The sequence below is a fragment of the Rugamonas apoptosis genome (assembly GCF_014042355.1).
Classification (GTDB): domain Bacteria; phylum Pseudomonadota; class Gammaproteobacteria; order Burkholderiales; family Burkholderiaceae_D; genus Rugamonas; species Rugamonas apoptosis.
Genome location: NZ_JACEZU010000004.1, coordinates 184797 through 206887, shown reverse-complemented (window position 1 = coordinate 206887; position 22091 = coordinate 184797). Strand labels below are relative to the sequence as shown.

Sequence of the window (22091 nt, the reverse complement as noted above, 5' to 3'; positions counted from 1 at the left end):
CGTCATGCACATAAACTCGAACTTCCGTCTGTCTGAAGAACTGTACAGTTCCGAACACACGCGCATCTGGCGCGCCACCGGCGTGGCCGACGGCAGCCCGGCGATCCTCAAGTTCCTGTGCGGCGGCGAGCAGGTGGACGCCGACAGTTACGCCCAATTCCAGCGCGAATACCAGCTCACGCGTGAGCTGGGCGACATCGACGGCGTGATCGCCATCGGCGCGCTCGAGCATGTGCAGGATTCGCTGATGATGGTCGAGGAGGATATCGGCGGCACCTCGCTGGCGCAACTGCTGGAACGCGGGCGCATCGGTTGGCGCGACGGACTGGACCTGGCCATCCGGGTGGCCCGCATCCTGGACCAGGTGCACCGGCGCGGCGTGATCCACAAGGATTTGACGCCCTCCAACATCATCTGGAACCCGGCCACGGGGGCGCTGCGCATCATCGACTTCGGCATCGCCTCGCAACTGAGCCAGGAGCGGCGCGAGTTCCAGAGCGTGCGGGCGCTGGAAGGCACGTTGCACTATGTGTCGCCGGAGCAGACCGGGCGCGTCAACCGCCACCTCGACAGCCGCAGCGACATCTATACGCTGGGCGCCACCCTGTATCACCTGTTGACGGGCGTGCGCCCGTTCGCCAACCGCGCCGGCATCGAACTGGTGCACGCCCATATCGCGCTGGAACCGCCGCCGCCGCACGAGATCGATCCGGCCCTGCCGCCCGTGCTGTCGGCCATCATCCTGAAATCGCTGGCCAAGACGGCTGAAGCGCGCTACCAGAGCGCGGCCGGGCTGGCCCATGACTTGACGCGCTGCCGCGACGCCTTGCTGGCCACCGGCGCGGCGCCCCTGTTCGCGCTGGGGCGCGAGGACGCGCAAGGCATCTTCAAATTGCCGCAGATCCTGTACGGCCGGGCGCGCGAGATCGGCGCCATCGTGGCCGCCTTCGAACGGGTCGCCACCGGCCCGGCCGAGGTGCTGCTGGTGCGCGGTTTCTCCGGCAGCGGCAAGACGGCGCTGGTGCAGGAGGTGCACAAGCCCGTCACCCAGCGCCACGGCGGCTACATCGCCGGCAAGTTCGACCAGTACCAGCGCGATGTGCCGTTTTATGCGTGGCGCATGGCGTTCGAGCAGTTCTGCCACCATCTGCTGACCGAGGACGAAACCACGCTGGCCCGCTGGCGCGCGCGGGTGGGCGCGGCCGTCGGCCCGCTGGGCAAGGTGCTGGCCGACGTGGTGCCGTCGATCGAACTGATTTTGGGGCCGCAGCCGGAGGTGCCGCCGCTGGCCGGCGCCCAGGCCTTGAACCGGCTGCACTATGTGTTCGCTAACTTCCTGGAAGCCGTGTGCCTGCCCGAACATCCGCTGGTGGTGTTCATCGACGATTGGCAGTGGGCCGACGCCGGTTCGCTGTCGCTGCTGCAGGCCGTGATGGCGCCGGGCCGGCTGCGTTCGCTGCTGCTGATCTGCGCCTACCGCGACAACGAGACGCCGCCGTCGCATCCGTGGATGCTGGCGCTGGCAGAATTGCGCCAGGGCGCCGTGGTGGTGGAGGCGATCGATGTGCAACCGTTGCAACCGGACGACGTGGGCGCGCTGGTGCAAGGCGCGCTGGGTGGCGCCGACTGCGCACCGCTGGCCCGACTGCTGTTCGAGAAAACCCATGGCAACGCCTTTTTCCTGCGCCAGTTACTGACCGAGCTGCACCACAAGGCGCTGCTGCGCTTCGATGGCCCCACGCGCCGCTGGTGCTGGAACCAGGAGGACATCGGCGCGCTGGCCATCGCCGACAACGTGGTCGACCTGATGAGCGTCAGGATAGGCCGCTTGCCGGAGGCTGCGCAACAAGCGTTGTTGTATGCGTCCTGCATCGGTGACCGCTTCGAACTGGCGACGCTGGCCGTGCTGTTGAACCAGCCCGCCTACCAGGTGGCCGACGCGCTGGAACAGGCGCTACGCGCAGGCATCCTGACCCCGATCGGCAGCAACTACCGCATCGCCCGCCAGCAGAGCAACACGGCCAACGTCCACTATCAGTTCATCCACGACCGCGTGCGCCAGGCCGCCTACGGCATGCTGGGCCAGCAAACGCGCGACCGGCTGCATCACGACATCGCCTTGCGATGGCTGGCCGAACTGGGGCCGGAGGAACAGCAGCGCCACATCTTCGATATCGCCAACCAGTTCAACGCCGGCCGCGCCCTGATTTCGGACCCGCGCCAACGCGAGCAACTGATCGCCGTCAACCTGCAGGCGGGCAAGCGGGCCAAGGCGGCCACCGCGTACTCGTCGTCGCTGGCGTATTTTCGCGTGGCGCTCGAAGCGCGGGCGCCGGACCACTGGCAACGCCAGCCGGAGCAGGCGCTGGAACTGTGCCTGGGCGCGGCCGAAGTGGCGTTCCTGACCCAGCAATACGACAGCATGGAGCGGTGGCTGGACGAGTTGCTGGCCCAGCGCGATGGCGTGCTGGACCAGGTGGGCGCGCTGAAAGTGCGGGTGCAAGCTTATGTGGCGCAAAATCGGCTGGCCGACGCCGTCGACGCGGCGCTGCACGCCTTGCGCCTGCTGGGTGTGCCGCTGTCGAAGGCACCGGGCCAGCTGGCCGTGCTGGCCAGGCTGATGCGCACCAAGTTGGCGTTGCGCGGCAAGAGCCTGGACGATCTGCGGGCGCTGCCGGCCATGACGGACCCGCTGCGCCTGGCCGCGATGGACATGCTGGGCCTGTTGTTGCCGCCCGCTTACTGGACTTCGGAAGGCTTGCTGGCCATGGTCGTGTGCCGGATGGTCGGGCTGTCGCTGGCGCATGGCCACTCGCCCAACGCCGGCTATGGCTTCGCCTGGTGGGGCATCACGGAGAGTGCGTTGTTGGGCAATATCGAGGCCGGCGTCGCGTTCGGCGATTTCGCCACCGACCTGGCGCGGCGCCACGGCTTGAACCTGCAGCAGCCCTTGTTCTTCGGCGCCTGGATCATCCGCAAATTCAAGCATCCCTTGCGCTCGACCCTGCCGTTGTACCAGGATTGTTACGCCTTGTCGCTGGAGAAGGGCGATGTGGAATACGCCTCCTATGCCCGCAACAATTACATGCAGACGCTGTTCCACTGCGGTAGTCCGCTGCCGGAACTGCTGGACGAGATGGCCGTCGCGCACGCCGACCTGCAACGCTTCCAGGTGGGCTCGTCGCTGTACTGGCACAACATCTGGTGGCAGACGGCGCGCAATTTCGCCACCGCCACGGCGCAGCCGGCCCTGCTGGACGGCGACGCCTACCGCGAGGCGGACATGCTGCCGCTGCACCGCAAGGCCAATGACGCCAGCACCCTGTTCCTGCTCTATTGCGCCAAGCTGATGCTGGCCGTGTACTTCCACGACCATGGCGCCGCCCTGGCCCATGCGCGTACGGCGCGCCCCTACCTGAAGGCGGGCGTGGGCATGCACGCCTTCGTGCTGTTTCACTTCTACGAATCGCTGGCCATGTTGGCCAACTTGCCGGCCGCTGGCGGCCGGCGCCGGCGCACGCTGCGCCAGGTGGCCGCCAACCAGGGCAAGCTGGCCAAATGGGCGGCGCACGCGCCCGCCAACTACCGCCACCACTGGCTGCTGGTGGAGGCGGAGCGCTTGCGCCTGACGGGCCAGGCTGATCGGGGCTGGCACTGCGGCGAACAAGCGATCGACGCGGCCCGCGCCAGCGGCGCCTTGCACGAGGAAGCGCTGGCCTACGAACTGGCGGCGCGCGCCTTGCGTGCCGCTGGCCGCGCGCGGCTGGCCAGCCACTATCTGCGGCAAGCCTTGCAAGCGTATGAACGGTGGGGCGCGGGCGCCAAGACGGCGCAATTGTCGGCCGCGTTCGCAGGCTGGCTGGCCACGGCCTCGGCCAGCCAGCCCGACCAGCCGCCGGGCACGGCCAGCCGCACCCGCCCGGCCACGCACGGCCATGCGGCGGCGGCCACCGGCGCGCTCAGCGAGCAGGCGCTCGACATGCTGGCCGTTACGGAGGCGTCGCAAGCCATTTCCAAGGAAATCGTCAGCACCGAGCTGCTGCGCACACTGCTGACCATCGTGGTCGAGCATTCCGGCGCCCAGCGCGCGCTGTTGCTGCTGAAGCAGGGCGACAGCTTGCGGATCGCGGCCCAGGCCTGGGCCCGCCAGCGGATCGAAGTCGACCTGCGCGACCTGCCGCTGGATGGCGAAGGCGAACCGCTGCTGCCGGTCTCGATGGTGCAATACGTGAGCCGTACCCTGGCCACCCAGGTGATCCAGGATGCGCGCCAGGACCCCTTGTTCGCCGAGGACCGCTACTGGCGCAGCGTGCCGGCCGTGTCGGTGCTGTGCGAGCCTATCCTGCTGCAGGGCGCGCTGGTCGGCATGCTGTACCTGGAGAACGCCCTGACCGTGGGCGCGTTTTCCACGGGGCGGCTGGAACTGCTGCGGGTGCTGGCCGGGCAGGCCGCCATCTCGATCGAGAACGCGCGCCTGTACGGCGACATGGAGGCCCGGGTGCGCGCGCGCACCCGCGAGCTGGCCGATTCGCTGGAAACGGTGCGCGTGACGAGCCGCCAGGTGTCGGTGCTGCTGGACCATTCGGCCCAGGGCTTCCTGTCGTTCGGCGCCGACCTGGTGGTCGACGCCCAGTACAGCCGCGCTTGCGAAGCGATGCTGGCCGGGGTGCCGGCGGGGCGCAACGTGGCCGATTTGCTGTTCCCCGACGACAGCGCCATGGCCGACCTGATGGCCCTGGCCGTGCCCAAGGTGTTGCGCACCCAGGACGTGGACCGGCGCGACCTCATGCTCAGTCTGTTGCCGGCTGAATTCGAACGGGCCGGCCTGCGTCTGGCGGCCGCCTACACGGTGCTGGACGACGGCCGCCTGATGGCGACCCTGACCGACGTCACGGAGCAGCGCCGGCTGGCCGAGCAGGCCGCCGCCGAACATGCGCGGCTCAAGATGGTGCATGCGGCCGTGGCCGACAGCGATGACTTCCTCGACAGCGTGGCCGCGTTCCGCCACTTCGTGCGGGTGGATTTGCCGCAGTGGCTGGCGGCGCCGGCGGTGTCGGCCGGGCTGTTGCAGCAGTTGTACCGTGAAGTGCACACGTACAAGGGCGTGCTGAACCAGTTCAGCCTGCAGCACACGCCGCAGCGCCTGCACCAGTTGGAACACCAGCTCGACGCGCTCAAGGCCGGCGCCGCGGTGGACACCGCGACGCTGGCCGGGCTGCTGGAGCAGGCCGCGCTGGACGAGGCGCTGACGGCCGACCTGGCGGCGCTGGAAGCGGTGCTGGGGGCCGCTTTCCTGGCCGGGGGCGCGCGCCTGACCTTGAGCGCCCAGCAGGCCCGCCAGCTGGAACAATTGGTAGGCCGGCTGCTGCGCGGCGAGACAGTGGACGTGGCGGCGCCGGCGCGCCGCGCCGAGCTGCTGCGGATCGGCAATCTGCACCGCATCGCGCTGCGCGACGCGCTGGCGGGGCTGGAACGGGCCTACGCGCCGGTGGCCGCGCGCCAGCACAAGCTGGTGGCGCCGCTGGCGCTGTCGGGCGGGCACGACATCTGGCTCGATCCGGCCGTGTGCCGGCCGTTCCTGCGTTCGCTGGTGCACGTGTTCCGCAATGCCGTCGCGCACGGCATCGAGGAACCGGCGCGCCGGCTGGCCGCCGGCAAGCCCGAGGCGGGGCAGATCAGCTGCACGGTGACCCAGGCTGATGGCCAGTTGACGCTGGTGATTGCCGACGATGGCGCCGGCCTGGACCTGGCGGCCTTGCGCGCCCGCGCCGTGGCGCTGGGCCTGTGCCCGGCCGATCAGGCCCAGCAATGGGACCCGGCGCAATTGAGCGACCTGGTGTTCCGCGACGGCCTGTCGACCAGCGAGCATGCCGACCTCCTCGCCGGCCGCGGCGTGGGACTGGCCGCCGTGCGGGCCGAAGTGCACAAGCTGGGCGGCACGGTGACGGCGCACAGCGTGGCCGGCGGCGGCGCCGAATTCCGGTTCCACTTGCCAATGCATGGACTTGCGGCAATATCTATTGACGAAAATGCATTGACAATGCGATCATAGCGCCGGCGCCGGCGTCGGCCGTGCCGGGCGACGCGTCGGATCATGAAAGGGGATCGTGTGAGTGGTAATGGGGAAGTGATGTCCAGTATCATGGCATCGGCCTACAAACGGACGCGCCATTTCCTGGAGCAGGAAATGGGCGTAGCGCTCCACGGCCATTTGCAGTCGCGCGGCAATGTCGACGTGCTGCCCTTGTATGACACCACGGTGATCGTGGGCGTGGGCGGGACCGTCAACGTGTTCATCGCATTCACGTTCCAGCGCGCACTGCTCGACGAACTGACCCGGCGCTTCACGGCCGATATCGTGGTGCCGGCGGCGCGGCACGAGCAGTACCGGCGCGCCTCGGCCGAGGAAATCGTCAACATCATCGTCGGCCACTGCACCGGCGACTTGCCGCAGGCCGGGGGCGCCCTGTCGCTGTCGGCGCCGGCCGTGATCGAGCAGGAACGCACCGTGTGGCGGCCCAGCGATGCCGTCTTTACCTGCATGTCCTTGCGCACCGCGTTCGGCTGCATCGACATCAGCTTTGTCGGCCCCTGCGAACTGTTCGACCAGCAACTGAATTACCTCAATTGAGCGCGATAAGGAATCCTGCAATGACAGCTTTGAATGTGTTGATCGTCGACGATTCGATCATTGCGATCGATAAACTCACTTCCATGTTGAGCGAGCTGGGGCATAACGTGGTGCGCATCGCCGCCACCGGCGAGCAGGCGCTGGCGGCCTACCGCGAATGCCGGCCCGACGTGGTGACGATGGATATCACGATGCCGGACATGGATGGGGTGCAGGCCACGCGCCTGATTATCGAGGAGTTCCCCGACGCCTATATCATCATGGCCACCTCGCATGGCCAGGAAAAAATGGTGCTGTCGGCCATCGACGCGGGCGCCCGCGGCTACATCCTGAAACCGATCCGCCCGGAAAAACTGGCCGAGTCCATGGCCAAGGCGGCGCGCCTGCGCCACGTCAGCCATTAGGTTTCCGGTTATTCCCTCCCATCCTGACCAGCAAGCGCCACGCCATGTCCGATCATCACTTCATCATCAATCCCGCCATGCCCGAGTACTGGACCAGTGTGTTTGACGTGGTCCCGTTCCCGATCTACGTGGTGGATGTGGCGACTCACGAGCTGATCAATGTGAACCGCACCATGCTCAAGCGCACCGGCGACACCGTAGGCAAGAAGTGCTACCAGGCCATCTATGGCCGCGACACGCCGTGCTCGTTTTGTGCCATCAACAGCATGCGCGCGCAGCCTGAGCCGATCGGCAAGACCGTCATCTTCGAGCATTTCAACGAATCGGACGACCGCTGGTATCAATTGCAGGAAACCTTGATTGCCTGGTTCGACGGGCGGCTGGCCAAGTATTCGATCGCGGTCGACGTCAGCAAGCTCAAGGAGGCGCAGAACGCGCTGGCCGAAGCCCATGCCGACCTGTCGCTCAAGAACCGCGAGCTGGAACGGCTGACCGTCACCGACAGCCTGACGGGCATCAGCAACCGCCGCCTGCTGACCGAGCAGCTGGACCAGGAAGTGGCGCGCGCGCGCCGTTACGGCGAACCGTTGTCGGCGCTGCTGATCGACGTGGACCGCTTCAAGCTGGTCAACGACAGCCATGGCCACCAGATGGGCGACCTGGTGCTGACCCGCATCGCCGACCTGTTCCGGCGCCGGGTGCGCAAAACCGATTGCGTGGGGCGTTGGGGCGGCGAGGAATTCATGGTGATCTGTCCCAACACGCCGTCGGCCGAGGCCGTCGTGCTGGCCGAGGAAATCCGGCAAGCGGTGGCGGCACTCGAATTTCCGCTGGTCGGCCGCATCACGTGCTCGATCGGGGTGGCTGAATATTGCGCCGGCGAAGCGCCTGAGAAAATGGTGGCGCGCGCCGACCAGGCCCTGTACGGCGCCAAGACGCTGGGCCGCGACTACGTCCAGTTCGCCGAGTTCGGTTGATTGTGGCTGAGCTCAGCTGAATCTAGCTGAGCTCCACCATCAAGCCCGCACCGTGCCCGGCTCGTGCTGGCGCACCAGGGCCGCGAACTGGGCCGCGGGAATCGCCGGGCTCAGGTGATAACCTTGCAGCAGGTCGCAATGGCGGGCCTGCAGGAAGTGCAACTGGGCCGCCGTCTCCACCCCTTCCGCCACCACTTCCAGCCGCAGGCTGTGGGCCAGCGCGATGATGGCCGTGACGATGGCCGCGTCGTCCGCGTCCTGCGGCACGTCGCGCACAAAGGAGCGGTCGATCTTGATGATGTCGACCGGGAAGCGCTTCAGGTAGGACAGCGAAGAATAGCCCGTGCCGAAATCGTCGATCGACAGCCGCACCCCCAGCGAGCGCAAGCGGTGCAGCGCCGTCAGCGTATCCTGGGCGTTCTCCATCAGCGTGCTTTCCGTGATCTCCAGTTCCAGCAGGTGTGGCGCCAGGCCCGTGTCGGCCAACACGGCTTCCACCGTGCGCGAGAAATCCTTTTGCAGCAGCTGGCGCACCGACAGGTTGACGGCCACCCGCAGCGGCGGCAAGCCTTCGGTGTGCCAGGCCTTGAGCTGGGCACAGGCGGTGCGCAGCACCCAGTCGCCCAGCGGCTTGATGATGCCCGTTTCCTCGGCCAATGGAATGAACTCGGCTGGCGATACCATGCCGCGGGTGGGGTGGTGCCAGCGCACTAGCGCCTCCATGGCCACGATCTGGCCGGTGGCGAAGCTGGACTGGGGCTGGTAATACACTTCCAGCTGGTCCAGTTCCAGCGCGCGCCGCAAGTCGCTTTCCAGCCGCACGTGCTCGGAGATCGACTGCTCCATCGACGCTTCGTAGAACTGGAAGCCGGTGTTGGTGCGCTTGGCGCGGTACATGGCGCTGTCGGCGTGCTTGACGAGGGTGGCCACGTCGGCGCCGTCGTGCGGATACATGGCGATGCCCACGCTGCTGGTGACGAAGATGTCGTGGCCATCGATCTGGAACGGGGTGGCCAGCATGCGGCAGATGTTGTGGGCGGCGGCGGCGGCCGCGCCCGGGCCATCGAGGTCGCTCAGCACCACGGTGAATTCGTCGCCGCCCAGGCGCGCCACGGTGTCCACGTTGCGCACGCTGTGGCGCACGCGTTGCGCCACGGCTTGCAGCAGGCGGTCGCCGACGTCGTGGCCCAGGTTGTCGTTGACGTACTTGAAGCGGTCCAGGTCCATGAACAGCACGGCCACCTGGCCGCCGGCCGCGCCGGCCGTCTCGATGCTCTGCCCCAGCAGATCGAAGAACAGGGTGCGGTTGGGCAGGCCCGTCAACAGGTCGTTGAAGGCCAGGTGGCGGATGCGCTTCTCGGCCCGGTTGCCTTCGATGATGCGGCGCACCCGCTGCGACAGCACGGCGTAGTGGATGGGCTTGGGAATGTAGTCGCTGGCGCCGGCCGCGAACGCGCGCTCGACCGAGGAATTGTCCTGCAAGGCGGTGATCATCAGCACCGGAATGGCGCTGCCGCCGGGCAGTTCCTGCATGCGGGCGCAGGCCGTGAAGCCGTCCATCACCGGCATCACGGCGTCCATCAGGATCACGTCGGGCTGGAAGCGCTTGAGCATGGCCAGCGCCTGGGCGCCGTCGGCCGCTTCCTCGACCCGGAAGCCGTCGCGCTGCAAGGTGTAGCGCAAGGTGCTGCGGGTGCTGCGGTCGTCGTCCACCACCAGCACTTGCGGCATGTCTTCGTCGCTCAGGGTGCCGTCGGCCGTGGCGCCGCCCAGCTGGGCGTGCAGGAATTCGGCCACCGCTTGGTAGCTGGCGCGCAGTTGCGGCAGCAGCGGTTCGATCTCGGCCAGCTTGTGGGCGATCGCCAGTTGTTCGGCCTGGCCCGCCAGTTGCGCCAGTTCGGTCGCCCCCAAGTTGCCGGACGAGCCTTTGAGCGCGTGGGCGCGGGCCCGGGCCGTTTCGATGTCGCCGCCCTGGACCGCCTGTTCCAGCTCGTCGAGGCTGGTGGGGGCGTCTTCCAGGAAGGGGCTGATGGCGTGCGGCAGGGTGGCGCCGAGGATGTCGCGCAGCTTGTCGAACACGTCGCGGTCGACCGGGCTGGCGGTGGCGGTGGCGGGGAGGGCGGCCGGCTGGCGCTCGCACTCGGCTTCGGTGGCGGCGGCGGCGGGCGCTTGCGGCTGCGGCTCGGCCCCATGGGGCAGCCATTTTTCCAGCTTGTGGCGCAGTTCGATCAGGGTGATGGGTTTGGCCAGGTAGTCGTCCATGCCGGCCGCCAGGCATTTTTCCGCGTCGCCGCGCTGGGTGTTGGCCGTCATCGCCACCAGCGGGGTGCGGCGGCCCTGGGCTTCCTCGGCCAGGCGGATGTGGGCCGTGGCCTCGTAGCCATCCATCTCCGGCATGCTGCAATCCATCAGGATCAGGTCGTACTGGTTGCGCTGGGCCGCCAGCACGGCTTCGCGGCCGTTGGCGGCGAATTCGCACACGCAGCCATTCATGGCCAGCATGCCGGCCGCCACCATCTGGTTGGTGCGGTTGTCCTCGGCCACCAGCACCCGGAACTGGCGTGCCGGCGGCGCGCCGGCGTGGCTCAGTTGCTGCGGTTCGGGGGCGGGGCGTCCGGCCAGCAGCGTGCGCAGCGCGGCCAGCAGCCGTTCCTGGCGCAGCGGCTTGCCCAGCGTGGCGTGGCCGCCGATGGTGGTGCCGCCGGCGGCCGGGCCGAAGCGGTCCAGCACCAGCAATTGCGCGCCCAGGCCGGTGGCGTCGATGCGCCCGGCCAGGTCGCCGCCTTCGTCGTCGGTGACGGCCATGTCGAGGATCACGGCGCGGTAATGCTGGCCGGCGGCGGCCGCCGCCTTCAGTTCGCACAGCGCGGCGCCGCCGGAGCCGGTGGCCTGGCAGCGCACGCCGTGGCGTTCCAGCGCCTGGCGCAGGAAGCTGCGCACCAGTTCACTGCCATCGACCACCAGCACCGGCACGCCGGCCAGCGTGGTGTCGGCCGGCGTGGCCGGCTGGCTGGCGGCTGGCTGGCAGCGCACGGTGAACACGAAGGTGGTGCCGGCGCCGGGCACGCTGGTGACGCCGATCTGGCCGCCCAGCAGGCCCACCAGTTGTTTGCAGATGGCCAGCCCCAGGCCCGTGCCGCCGTAGCGGCGGGTGGTCGAGGGGTCGGGCTGCACATACGATTCGAACAGGTGGCGCTGCACTTCCAGGCTCATGCCGATGCCGCTGTCGCGCACTTCGAAGCGCAAGCCATCGCCATCGCCGACCACGGTGCGGGTGACGCTGAGCGCGACTTCGCCCTGTTCCGTGAACTTGACGGCGTTGCCCAGCAGGTTGATGAGGATCTGGCGCAGCCGCAGGGCGTCGCCCGTGATGCGGGCCGGCACGGCCGCGTCCAGCAGGTAGGCAATCTCCACCCCTTTCTGCTGGGCCGGGCGGGCCACCAGTTCCACCACTTCCTCCAGCAGCGTGCGCAGGTCGAAGTCGACTTCCTCCAGCGCCAGCTTGCCGGCCTCCATCTTTGAGTAGTCAAGTATATTGTTGATCAGGTCGATCAGCGTGCGCGAGGAATTCCAGGCCACGTCCACGCATTCCTGCTGGCGCTGATTGAGCCGCATTTCCTTGAGCATGTCGAGCATGCCGACCACGCCATTGAGCGGGGTACGCACTTCGTGGCTGACGGTGGCCGCGAACTGGGCCTTCATCTGCGCCATGTTGACGGCCGCGTCGCGCGATTCCATCAGTTCGGCCTCGCGCTGTTCCAGCACGTTCATCATCTTGTTGAAGGCCTGGCCCATCTCGATCAGGTCGCGCGGGCCGGCCGGCTTGGCGCGCATGCCCGATTCGCCCGCTTCGGCGCGCCGCATCAGGGTCGACAGCGCGTTGAGCGGGTTGATCATGTGGCGCGTGAGCAGGCGCACCAGCAGCAGCAGGATCACGGCGAACGACAGGCTGATGGCCAGGTTGCCCAGCAACAGCGACAAGGTCAGGTGCTGCAGCGTGTCCTTGCCGAACTGGACATGGACATAACCGAGCAACTGGGGCTGGCGCTCCTGCAGTTCGAACGGCGAGGCTTCGGACTGGCCGCCGAACACGGGCGCGGCGAACAGCCAGGCGTCCTGGTTTTCACCCACCAGGCCGGCGTGGGCCAGGCTGGTGTGCCGTTGGGCGGCCGCGTCCAGCGTGGCGCCGCCTTGCACCTTGGACAGCAGTACCTTGTGTTTGGCGTCGCTGATCTGCACCCCCACCACGTCGGGGAAGGCGAGCGTGGAACTGACCACGTCGCGCGCGTTCTCCGGCGAGTGGAACAGCAGCGCCAGGGTACTCTGGCGCGCCAGGTTTTCGGCCACCCGCTGGCCCTGGCCGATGAAATGGTCGCGCATGCGCGAGCGCGCTTCCCACGAGTTCATGAACGACGAGAACAACGCCAGCACCAGGATGGCGGCCGAGACGATGACGGTCAGTTGATGCTGGAATCCGGTGCGGCGTAAGTAATGACGGAACATGTTAACCGTGGTTTGGGGTTAAATGGAGTGCTGATGTTTCACGGCTGGGGATAGACGAAGTCGAAACTGCGCTGCTGGCGCTCCCCCAGGTTCAGGCCGATGTGACTGGCCGTGCGCACGTTGATGGCCGTTTGCAGTTCGCGCAACGGCGTCAGGCTGCGGCGTTTGTTGTCGCCGGCGATCACGCCGAGCGCGGAACTGGCCAGGGTGCGGCCCAGTTCCACGTTGTTGGGCACCATGCCGAACAGCGCGCCTTTTTTCACATGCAGCGCGTTGCTTGAGAACAGGGGCACGCCGCTGTTCCACGATTCGCGCAGCACCAGCGGCAGGATGGTGCCTTCCTCCACGGTGGTGGTGTCGTGCGGCAGCCAGACGGCGTCGTGGCGGCTGTCGGCGGCGGCGATCAGTTGCGGATAGAGCTGGGCCGCGCGGGCCAGGTCGCCGGCCACATGGGTGGACAATTCCAGGCCCTGGGCGCGGGCCGCCTCGCGCGCCAGCTTGATCAGCCATTCCGTCTTTTGGGGGTTGTAGACGACGATCACCCGCTTCAGTTCCGGCAGCAGCACGCGCAGGCGGGCGAACAGCAGGGCTGGATCGGGCGTCATGCTGATGCCGGCCACGTTGTCCGCTTCCGACAGCAGCAGCACGCCGCCGGCCAGCACGGTGATTTCCTTGTCCAGTCCCGTGGTCGCGTTCAGGCCCTGGCGGCCCAGCGCGATCACGACCCGGGTGCCGTTGCGCTTGAGCGTGGCGTTCAGTTCACTGGTATCGACGCGCGGATCGACCGGATAGCTGCGCACATGCAGCTTGGTGCGCTCCTCGATGCCCTGGATCATGCTGACGAAGGCCGAGCGGAACGGCTCTTCCACGTTCGGGTACAGCACGGCGATGGTGCCGCCCTTGCCGATCGACGCTTGCAGTTCGGGCCGGCGCAATTGGTCTTCCAGCTGGGCCAGGGTGACGGCACGGTAGGGCGCCGGCACGTTGCCGGACTCGATGCGGTCCATCAGGGCGCCAACGTCGGAACGAACGTGGGTACCGGGCAGGTCGACGATGGAGGGCTGGTCGCTGCGCTGGGCGCTGGCCGGGGTCATCACGCCGGTGCCGGCCAGGGCCAGCAACAAGGCGAAGCAGGCGCGCACGCGGCGGCCGGCGTTGAGGTTCATGTTATTCATTCAGCTGTCAGTTGCCGTCCCTTGCGACTTGGGACCTAGTACACCGTAGTATATATGCTGAAGCTAGTTAAACTAAAGGAAATTTGTTGCCAAAAATCATGTACGGCTTGACTCGGCTACGGTTCCGGGAAAATCGCATCAAAACTACGTTGTTGACTGGTGGAAATAATCAAGCCCATGTGGCTGGCGCTGCGGGTGTTCAGGGCCGTGCGCACGGCCCGTAACGGGGCCACCCCGCGCCGCGCCAGGTCGCCGTTGAGGCGGGCCAGGGCCAGCGTGGCCAGGTCGCGGCCCAGCTCGAAATTGTTGGGGTAGAGGGCGAACAGCGCCCCTTTGCGCACATGCACGATGCTGCTGGAAAAAATCGCGATGTTGCGATTCCACGACTCCCGCAACACCATGGGCACGATCACGCCGTCATCCACGGTGAGCGGGTCGGGCGGCAGCCATAGCGCGTCGCGCCGGCCATCGGCGCCCGCCAGCGCCGTCTCGTAGCGGCGCACGGCACCGGCCAGGTCGCTGGCCTCCAGCGTTAGCAGCTCCAGGCCCTGGGCCCGGGCCGCCTCGCGCGCCAGCTTGATCAGCGGTTCATTGGTTTGCGGGTTGTAGACCACGATCACCCGCCGCACGCCCGGCAGCAAGCCTTTTAGTTGGGAAAACAGCAAAGCTGGATCGGGAGTAAGGCTAATGCCGTTCAGTTTCTCGGCATCCGGCACGGAACTGACGCCGCCCACCACCATGCCCAGTGGCAGATCGAGGCCGGAGGCCGTCTTCAGGCCTTGCCGGCCCAGCGCGATGACGACCCGGCAGCCGCTGTTTTTCAGCGTGGCCTGCAACTCAACCGGATCGGCGCTGGCCGCCACCGGATAGCCGTGCACGTGCGACTGGGCCTGGTCTTCGATGCCTTCCAGGATTTCCGTGAAGACTTTGCGGTACGGTTCGCCTATGTCGGGGTAGAGCACGGCCAGGGTGCCGGCCGCCACGCGGGGACGGCGGGCCGGGTCGGCCGCTTGCGCCAACTGCTCGCCATGGGCGCCGCGCGCGGCCGTGTTGTCGGGCACGGTGAACGCGCCGGCTGCGGGCAAGACCAGCGCCAACATGCCGGCCAGCAGCCAGCCGGCCATGGACGCGCGTGGCAGAAGCACGCCCGGCAGGCGGTGCGGAGAGACTGGGCTGGCCGCTGGTGTCAGGTTTTTCAACGCGGCCTGGCGGGATGGAAATGGAACTGGAAAGGGCGCATCGTGGTCTGGAATGGCGGCCCGCTGCGCGAACCTGTTAATCACAGTCAACCAATTGCTATTGGAGCAAGTGTATCCCGTCCCGGGGGGTTTGCGTAGGAACTTGAGCGGCGTGTAGGGATTACAGTGTTTATTATGCCACTCGGCAAGAATCGCCCGGCGATTTTCGCCGCACCCAGGGCCAGTCTCAGACGCCAGGGCGGTCCATGAGCGCGTCCGTGGCGGCGGCCGCGCCCCAGATGGCGAACAGGGTGAGCCAGGCCGTCAGCGCGAACACGGCCGCGCCGGATACGCCCGCGCCCACGGCGCAGCCGCCGGCCAGCATGCCGCCCAGGCCCATGCAGGCCGCGCCGATCAGGTAACGGCGCATGCTGAGGCCATCCTTGAAGCCTTCCAGCTTCAGTTCGCGTCCGCGCAGGCCGCCCAGGAAGGCGCCCAGCGCCACGCCGGGCACCAGGCCCACATCGAAATTCCACGGCTTGCCCGGCGGCGACAGCACCAGCATCAGCATGTCGGCCGCCGGCCCCGTGAAACTGAGACTCTTGACGGGCACCAGTTCGAAGGCCTGGGCCGACACCTGGTAGTTGAACAGCCAGGCGCAGGCGACCATGGCGCCGCAGGCCAGCCCGGCCAGCACCGGCCAGGGGCCGAGCCGGGCGCGCCAGGCGAACGCCAGCCCGCCGATCAGCCAAGCCAGGCCGAACGCGAGGCCGGCGCCATGGCTGGCGTGGAACCACAGCAGCAGGTCGCGCGCATTGCCGCCGTCGATGGTCCACCAGTCGCTGATGGCCAGCCGCAACGGCGCCAGCATGCCGCCCAGCGACGCTTGCGCCACCACCGCGAACACCAGGCCCGACAGCAAGGCGCGCAAGTTGCCCGTGCCGGCCAGGATCAGCAGCCGGCTGGCGCAGCCGCGCGCCAGGATCATGCCGCAGCCGAACAGGGCGCCACCGACCAGTGCGCCGGACACGGTGCCGCGGGTGGCCAGCTGGCGGGCGCTGCCCACGTCGAGCACGCCGGCCAGGATGAACAATTGGGTCAGGCTGACGGCCGCGCCGAAGGCCAGCAGCCACACGGCCAGCTTGCCGCCCAGTTGGCCGTGGCAGGTTTCGATCACGGCCGAGCGCAGGCAGAAGCGCGAGCGCTGGGCCAGGTAGCCGAAGCACAGGCCGATGAGCAGGCCGCCCAGGGCCAGGGTCTGGTTTTCGCCCACCGTTTCCATCAGCGTCAGCAAGTTCATGGCATTTTCGGATTCTGTTGTCACCGGTAATTAAACCATATATGCTTCTATAGGCATATACGCAAATGGTACTGGTTGGACGAGAGTGTTGTATATTGGTAAGTTTTTGCGCGCCGCGTATGGCGGTGCGAACGACGGGGAGACGGTATGCATAGGTGGAGCAAGGGACTGGCCGGCGTGCTGGCGCTGACGATGATGTGGTTGCTGCCGCTGGCTGCAGCGGCGGCCGCGCCGGTGCCGCCCAGCCTGCGTCTGGAGGCCATTCCCGTGTCGCCGCATGTCTATTATTTCCACGGCCAGGCCGGGGTGGCGGGCGCGGACAACCAGGGCTTCATGTCCAACGCCGGCTTCGTCGTCACCAAGGCCGGGGTGGTCGTGTTCGACACGCTGGGCAGTTCGGCACTGGGCGAGGCCATGTTGCAAGCGATTAGCCGCGTGACGCGCCAGCCCGTGCGGCGGGTGATCGTCAGCCACTATCACGCCGACCATTTCTACGGCCTGCAAGCGTTCAAGGCGCGCGGGGCGGAAGTGTGGGCGCACGAGAACGGCAAGCAATACCTGGCCTCGGACCTGGCGCGCGAACGGCTGGAACAGCGCCGGGTGGCGCTGGCGCCCTGGGTCAACGCGCAAACCCGGCTGGTGCCGGCCGACCACTGGCTCAGCTTCTCCCAGGGCGGCGAGATCGCGTTCGAGATGGGCGGCCTGCACCTGCGCCTGATCGACAGCAGCGGCGCCCATTCGGAAGGCGACATCATGCTGGCCGTGGAAGAGGATCACATGCTGTTCGCGGGCGACTTGTTCTTTACAGGCCGGATCCCGTTCGTGGGTGACGCCGACAGCAAGGTGTGGCTGACGGCGCTGCAGCGCATGCTGGCGCTGCGGCCGCAAGTGGTGGTGCCCGGCCACGGTGAGATGTCGCGCGCGCCGCTGGACGACATCGCCCTCACGCGCGATTATTTGTTGTTCCTCCGCGACAAGATGGGCGCCGCCGTGGCGGACATGGTGCCGTTCGAGCAGGCTTACGCCGAAACGGACTGGGGCCGCTTCAGCGCTTACCCCGCGTTCGCCGGCGCCAACCGCCTGAACGCCTACGGCACCTACATCCTGATGGAGCGCGAAAGCCTGCAGGCGAAATAGCGGTGCGTTTGCGTCGCTCTTGCAATTACCCAACAAATCTGGTTATATGCGCATATACGCATATTGTGATCGAGAAATGAAAGAGAATCTAGGCCGGGAAGCCATGGGTGAAGTGTTTGAGGAAGTGTCGAACTACTTCTTCCTGCTGTCGGAACCGACGCGGCTCAAGATACTGCACGCGCTGTGCGGCGGCGAACGCCCGGTGGGGGAGATCGTGACCGAGATCGAATCGACCCAGGCCAACGTGTCGCGCCAGCTGAACATGCTGTACCGGGCCCGGATACTGGGCCGGCGCAAGGAAGGGACGCAAGTCTATTACCGGATCGATGACCAGGCGACGGTCGACCTGTGCCGCACTGTCTGCGGGCAAATGGCCAGCCGGATCGAAAGTCGCGCGTCCGCCGGCAAAGTGGCGGGCACGTTCATGGTGGGTGACGAGTAAGGGGAGGCCGCGCAGGCGGCGGCTTTCTTGCAAGTAACATATGCCTAAATGATCATATAACTATATTGTCGTATCGAGGGGAGACACACTTCATGCCAAATGAACCCACGCAGCGGGGCCGCATCCTGCGCGCGCCTGAGCATTTCATCGACGGCACACTGGCCGCCGACATCACGGCCGGTGGCCTGAGCGAGGAACGCCGCGGTTTCCTGCGGCGCAGCTTCCTGGCGGCCGGCGCGGCCCTGGCCGGCGGCCACGCGCTGGCCCAGCCGGCCGGCGACCCCAACATCCTGAACCTGCCCGAGCATGCGCGCACGCTGGGCAAACCGGTGGCCAGCAATCCGTATGGCATGCCGTCCAAATTCGAAACCAATCTGCTGCGGCGCGAATCGCCCGGCCTGACGCGGGTGGGCGCAGCGTCCGTCGCCTTCACGCCGCTGCAAGGCTTGTTCGGCATCATCACGCCCAGCGGCCTGCATTTCGAGCGCCACCACCAGGGCTGGTATGACATCGACCCGTCCACCCATCGCCTGATGATCAACGGCATGGTCAAGACGCCCAAGGTGTACACCATGGACGACTTGATGCGCATGCCGTCCGTGTCGCGCATGCACTTCATCGAGTGCGGCGCCAACACGGCCATGGAGTGGGGTAATGTGGCCGTGCCCACGGTGCAGTATTCGCACGGCATGCTCAGCTGCAGCGAGTTCACCGGCGTGCCCTTGTCCGTGCTGCTGGAGGAATGCGGCTACGACAAGAAGAACGCGCGCGTGATCCTGGCCGAAGGCGGCGATGGCTCGGCCATGACGCGCACCATTTCGCTGGACCGCGCGCTGGACGACGTGATCGTGGCCTGGGCCATGAACGGCGAAATGCTGCGGCCCGAGAATGGCTATCCGCTGCGGCTGGTGGTGCCGGGCGTGCAGGGTGTGTCGTGGGTCAAGTGGCTGCGCCGCATCGAAGTGGGCGACCAGCCCTACGCCAGCAAGGACGAGGCGGTGCACTACATCGACGCCATGCCGGACGGGAACTTCCGCCAGTACACGTCCATCCAGGAGTGCAAGTCCGTGATCACCACGCCCTCGGCCGGGCAGACCTTGCTCGATAAGGGCTTCTACAACGTCACGGGCCTGGCGTGGTCGGGCCGGGGCCGGATCAAGCGGGTCGATGTGTCGGTGGACGGCGGGCGCAACTGGCGCACGGCGCGGCTGGAGTCGCCCGTGCTGCCCAAGTGCCTGACCCGCTTTAACATCGACTGGGTGTGGGACGGCTCGCCCACCGTGCTGCAGTCGCGCGCGATCGACGAGACGGGCTATGTGCAGCCCAAGATCAACGAACTGCGCGCCGTGCGCGGCACCAAATCCATTTATCACAACAACGCGATCCAGTCCTGGCAAGTCGCACAATCCGGCGAGGTGTCCAATGTCCAGGTTTATTAAATCCGCTTTCAGGCACGTTCTCGTGCTGGCTTTGGCCGGCGCGGCTTGGCAGGCGCAGGCCGCACCCGCCGCCGCAGTCACGTCCACGCCCACGGGCCTGGGGCGTCCCGCCACGGCGGCGGAAGTGGCGGCCTGGGATATCGATGTGCGGCCCGATTTCAAGGGCTTGCCCAAGGGCGCGGGTACGGTGGCCGCCGGCCAGGTGATCTGGGAAGGGCGTTGCGCCAGCTGCCACGGCACCTTCGGCGAATCGAATGAAGTGTTCACCCCGATCGTGGGCGGCACCACGGCCGACGATATCAAGACCGGCCATGTGGCCGCGCTGAAGACGGGCCGCCAGCCGCAGAAGACCACCCTGATGAAGGTGGCCACCGTCTCCACGCTGTGGGACTACATCAACCGCGCCATGCCGTGGACGGCGCCCAAGTCGCTCAAGACGGACGAGGTGTACGCCGTGCTGGCCTACATCCTGAACATGGGCGAGATCGTGCCGGACGATTTCACACTGTCGGACCAGAACATCGCGCAGGTGCAGCAACGCATGCCGAACCGGAATGGCATGGACACGAAACACGGCATGTGGGACCTCAAGGGCAAGCCCGATGTGCATAGCGTGGTGTGCATGAAGAACTGCCCGGTCGAACCAGGTGTGCGTTCGACCTTGCCGGAACCATCGCGCAACGCGCACGGCAATATCGCGCTGCAGAACCGGACCTTCGGCCCCGTGCGCGGTGCGGACACCACCAAACCCGCGCCGGCCGCGCCGATAGGTGCCGCCAGTCCTGTCGCCTCCGTCGCCGCAGGTGCAGCCGCTAATGTGAACGCTTCTGCCGCCGCCCAGGTGGGCGCCGAGAGCGCGGGCCTGAAGCTGGCGAAGCAGAATGCCTGCGTGGCCTGCCACGGCATCACCAACAAGATCGTCGGTCCCGCGTTCAGCGATGTGGCGGCCCGCTACCGGGGTGACGCGGGCGCGCCCGCCGCGCTGGCCGCCAAGGTCCGCGCCGGCACCAGCGGCACCTGGGGCACCATCCCCATGCCGGCCCAGGCCAGTTTGAAGGACGATGAGCTCCAGACCCTGGTGACCTGGGTGCTGGCCGGCGCGAAGTAACAACGAAGCGTTACACTGGGTGGGCCGGCATGGCCCGCCCGTCCGAATGCAGCAACCATGAAGGCAGCAGCAAGACTGCGGCAACCGTGGGCCGGCCACCAGCCAGCCCTGTATTTTTCGATAGGAGAGAGAGTGATGAATCAAAGTCGACGCGACATGCTGCGGATTTCGTCCGTGCTGGGCATGGCATTTACGGCGGGCCTGCTCAAGCCGTCCGACGTCTTCGCGGCTGAATGGAGCCAGAAGGTGTTCGATGCCAAGAGCCTGGAAGATGTGCTCAAGGCGCTCGGTGGCGACAAGTTCGCCGTCAGCCCCGACGTGATCGTGAGCGGCCCGGATATCGCTGAAAACGGCGCCGTGGTGCCGGTGTCGGTCGCGTCCAAGGCGCCCAACACGGAATACATGGCCATTTTGGTGGACAAGAACCCGAGCGCCATGTCGGCCGCTTTCGCGATCCCGGCCGGCACCGAGCCCGCCATCAGCACCCGCGTCAAGATGGGCGCCACCTCGAACGTGCACGCGCTGGTCAAGGCGGACGGCAAGTGGCTGGTGGCCAGCAAGGAAATCAAGGTCACGCTGGGCGGTTGCGGCGGTTGAGCCACACGCTTGCGAGTCTCTAAAACATCACAGTAAAGGAAAGATCATGGGTGATCCGATGCGTATTCGCGCCGCTGCCGCGGGCGACACGGTGGAAGTGAAGATTTTGATGCGTCACGATATGGAGACGGGCCAGCGCAAGGACGCGGCGGGCAAGGTGATACCGGCCCACCACATCAAGACGCTGGTGGTCAAGTGCAAGGACAAGGTGGTGCTGGACGCGCAGTTCGGCCCCTCGGTGTCGAAAGACCCGTTCCTGTCGTTCAAATTCAAGGGCGGCGCCAAGGGTGACAAGGTCAGCGTGACCTGGACCGACAATACGGGCGACAGCCGCACCGACGAAGGCGTCGTCAGCTGATGTGGCGCCACGCCAGGCAAGCAATCGGAGGAGACACGATGAAAAGAAGTGCTGGTTTGATCCTGTCGGCGCTGGCGGTCTTGCCGGCGTGGGCGCAGACGTCGGCCACCGACGAAATCGCCAAATACCGGCAGATGCTGGCCGACGGTAATCCCGCCGAGTTGTGGGAAATGCGCGGCGAGGAACTGTGGAAGAAGAAGGCCGGTCCGAAGCAGGCGACGCTGGAGACGTGCGACATGGGCCAGGGTCCGGGCGTGCTGAAAGGCGCCTACGTGGCGCTGCCGCGCTTTTTCAAGGACACCGGCAAGGTGATGGACGCGGAACAGCGGCTCGCATACTGCCGCGTGACGATCCAGGGCCTGACCCAGGCGGAGGCGCTCAAGAATCCCTTCGCCTCGCCCGGCAACCCATCCGACATCGAAGCCATCATGAGCTACGTGGCGGCCGAGTCGCGCGGCATGATGATGGCCGTTTCCACCGCGCATCCGCTGGAGAAGCAGGCTTACGAGGTGGGCAAGAAGCTGTTCTTCTACCGTGGCGGCGCGCACGATTTCGCGTGCGCCACCTGCCATGGCGCCAACGGCCAGCGTATCCGCCTGCAGGAGCTGCCCAATATGCTCAACAAGGCCAACGCGCAGGCGGCTTACACCACCTGGCCGGCGTACCGCGTGTCGCAGGGCGAGGTGCGCACCATGCAGCACCGGCTGATGGACTGCTTCCGCCAGCAGCGCTTCCCCGAACCGGTGTACGCATCGGACGCGGTGACGGCGCTCACCATGTATCTGGCCAAGAGCGCCGAGGGCGGCAAGTTCGACGCCCCCGCGCTGAAACGTTAAGGAGAA

15 protein-coding genes are annotated in these 22091 nt (G+C 66.9%); 11 read left to right on the top strand and 4 right to left on the bottom strand.

Annotation, left to right across the window (positions count from 1 at the left end):
• Positions 1-4: 4 nt before the first annotated feature.
• The 4 genes from H3H39_RS10170 to H3H39_RS10155 all read left to right on the top strand — a co-directional run bounded on the left by H3H39_RS10170 (position 5) and on the right by H3H39_RS10155 (position 8012).
• A complete protein-coding gene (locus tag H3H39_RS10170) occupies positions 5-6052 on the top strand; it encodes an AAA family ATPase (RefSeq protein ID WP_182153256.1) in 6048 nt (2015 codons plus the stop codon).
• 78 nt (positions 6053-6130) lie between these two features.
• Positions 6131-6631, top strand: coding sequence for a chemotaxis protein CheX (locus H3H39_RS10165; RefSeq protein ID WP_182153255.1), 501 nt, complete (start codon positions 6131-6133; stop codon positions 6629-6631).
• A 20-nt stretch (positions 6632-6651) separates the two neighbouring features.
• Positions 6652-7035, top strand: a complete 384-nt coding sequence (locus tag H3H39_RS10160) for a response regulator (RefSeq protein WP_182153254.1) — start codon at positions 6652-6654, stop codon at positions 7033-7035.
• Between the two features lie 44 nt (positions 7036-7079).
• Complete coding sequence (locus H3H39_RS10155) at positions 7080-8012, top strand: GGDEF domain-containing protein (protein ID WP_220461496.1); 933 nt, start codon at positions 7080-7082, stop codon at positions 8010-8012.
• A 39-nt stretch (positions 8013-8051) separates the two neighbouring features.
• Here the strand turns inward: H3H39_RS10155 and H3H39_RS10150 are convergent, their stop codons facing one another.
• The 4 genes from H3H39_RS10150 to H3H39_RS10135 form a co-directional block, all read right to left on the bottom strand.
• Positions 8052-12515, bottom strand: a complete 4464-nt coding sequence (locus H3H39_RS10150) for an EAL domain-containing protein (protein ID WP_182153253.1) — start codon at positions 12513-12515, stop codon at positions 8052-8054.
• Between the two features lie 38 nt (positions 12516-12553).
• Positions 12554-13690 carry an ABC transporter substrate-binding protein gene (locus tag H3H39_RS10145; protein ID WP_182153252.1) on the bottom strand — a complete coding sequence of 379 codons (1137 nt, stop codon included), beginning with the start codon at positions 13688-13690 and terminating at the stop codon, positions 12554-12556.
• A gap of 116 nt (positions 13691-13806) precedes the next feature.
• Complete coding sequence (locus H3H39_RS10140) at positions 13807-14814, bottom strand: ABC transporter substrate-binding protein (protein WP_229217962.1); 1008 nt, start codon at positions 14812-14814, stop codon at positions 13807-13809.
• Between the two features lie 301 nt (positions 14815-15115).
• Entirely contained in the window at positions 15116-16168 is a 1053-nt protein-coding gene (locus tag H3H39_RS10135; RefSeq protein WP_182153251.1) for a YeeE/YedE family protein, read from the bottom strand.
• A 147-nt stretch (positions 16169-16315) separates the two neighbouring features.
• Here H3H39_RS10135 and H3H39_RS10130 point away from each other — a divergent pair, with 147 nt between their 5' ends.
• The 7 genes from H3H39_RS10130 (at position 16316) to soxA (ending at position 22085) form a co-directional block, all read left to right on the top strand.
• Complete coding sequence (locus tag H3H39_RS10130) at positions 16316-17305, top strand: MBL fold metallo-hydrolase (RefSeq protein WP_182153250.1); 990 nt, start codon at positions 16316-16318, stop codon at positions 17303-17305.
• Positions 17306-17381: 76 nt separating this feature from the next.
• Positions 17382-17747 (top strand): ArsR/SmtB family transcription factor, encoded by a 366-nt coding sequence (locus H3H39_RS10125; protein WP_229217961.1) that lies wholly within the window; start codon positions 17382-17384, stop codon positions 17745-17747.
• 92 nt (positions 17748-17839) lie between these two features.
• Positions 17840-19186, top strand: a complete 1347-nt coding sequence (gene soxC, locus H3H39_RS10120; protein WP_182153249.1) for a sulfite dehydrogenase — start codon at positions 17840-17842, stop codon at positions 19184-19186.
• Positions 19170-20294 carry a c-type cytochrome gene (locus H3H39_RS10115; RefSeq protein WP_182153248.1) on the top strand — a complete coding sequence of 375 codons (1125 nt, stop codon included), beginning with the start codon at positions 19170-19172 and terminating at the stop codon, positions 20292-20294. Before soxC ends, H3H39_RS10115 begins: the two co-directional genes overlap by 17 nt.
• A gap of 135 nt (positions 20295-20429) precedes the next feature.
• Complete coding sequence (gene soxY, locus H3H39_RS10110; RefSeq protein WP_182153247.1) at positions 20430-20891, top strand: thiosulfate oxidation carrier protein SoxY; 462 nt, start codon at positions 20430-20432, stop codon at positions 20889-20891.
• A gap of 46 nt (positions 20892-20937) precedes the next feature.
• Positions 20938-21249 carry a thiosulfate oxidation carrier complex protein SoxZ gene (gene soxZ / locus H3H39_RS10105; protein WP_182153246.1) on the top strand — a complete coding sequence of 104 codons (312 nt, stop codon included), beginning with the start codon at positions 20938-20940 and terminating at the stop codon, positions 21247-21249.
• A gap of 38 nt (positions 21250-21287) precedes the next feature.
• Positions 21288-22085: a sulfur oxidation c-type cytochrome SoxA gene (soxA, locus tag H3H39_RS10100; RefSeq protein WP_182153245.1), complete on the top strand. Its 798-nt coding sequence runs from the start codon at positions 21288-21290 to the stop codon at positions 22083-22085.
• Positions 22086-22091: the final 6 nt, after the last annotated feature.

Coding starts and splice junctions, on each gene's coding strand:
- H3H39_RS10170 (WP_182153256.1), top strand. CDS start 5: ATGCACATAAACTCGAACTTCCGTCTGTCTGAAGAACTGTACAGTTCC.
- H3H39_RS10165 (WP_182153255.1), top strand. CDS start 6,131: ATGTCCAGTATCATGGCATCGGCCTACAAACGGACGCGCCATTTCCTG.
- H3H39_RS10160 (WP_182153254.1), top strand. CDS start 6,652: ATGACAGCTTTGAATGTGTTGATCGTCGACGATTCGATCATTGCGATC.
- H3H39_RS10155 (WP_220461496.1), top strand. CDS start 7,080: ATGTCCGATCATCACTTCATCATCAATCCCGCCATGCCCGAGTACTGG.
- H3H39_RS10150 (WP_182153253.1), bottom strand. CDS start 12,515: ATGTTCCGTCATTACTTACGCCGCACCGGATTCCAGCATCAACTGACC.
- H3H39_RS10145 (WP_182153252.1), bottom strand. CDS start 13,690: ATGAATAACATGAACCTCAACGCCGGCCGCCGCGTGCGCGCCTGCTTC.
- H3H39_RS10140 (WP_229217962.1), bottom strand. CDS start 14,814: ATGGCCGGCTGGCTGCTGGCCGGCATGTTGGCGCTGGTCTTGCCCGCA.
- H3H39_RS10135 (WP_182153251.1), bottom strand. CDS start 16,168: ATGAACTTGCTGACGCTGATGGAAACGGTGGGCGAAAACCAGACCCTG.
- H3H39_RS10130 (WP_182153250.1), top strand. CDS start 16,316: ATGCATAGGTGGAGCAAGGGACTGGCCGGCGTGCTGGCGCTGACGATG.
- H3H39_RS10125 (WP_229217961.1), top strand. CDS start 17,382: ATGAAAGAGAATCTAGGCCGGGAAGCCATGGGTGAAGTGTTTGAGGAA.
- soxC (WP_182153249.1), top strand. CDS start 17,840: ATGCCAAATGAACCCACGCAGCGGGGCCGCATCCTGCGCGCGCCTGAG.
- H3H39_RS10115 (WP_182153248.1), top strand. CDS start 19,170: ATGTCCAGGTTTATTAAATCCGCTTTCAGGCACGTTCTCGTGCTGGCT.
- soxY (WP_182153247.1), top strand. CDS start 20,430: ATGAATCAAAGTCGACGCGACATGCTGCGGATTTCGTCCGTGCTGGGC.
- soxZ (WP_182153246.1), top strand. CDS start 20,938: ATGGGTGATCCGATGCGTATTCGCGCCGCTGCCGCGGGCGACACGGTG.
- soxA (WP_182153245.1), top strand. CDS start 21,288: ATGAAAAGAAGTGCTGGTTTGATCCTGTCGGCGCTGGCGGTCTTGCCG.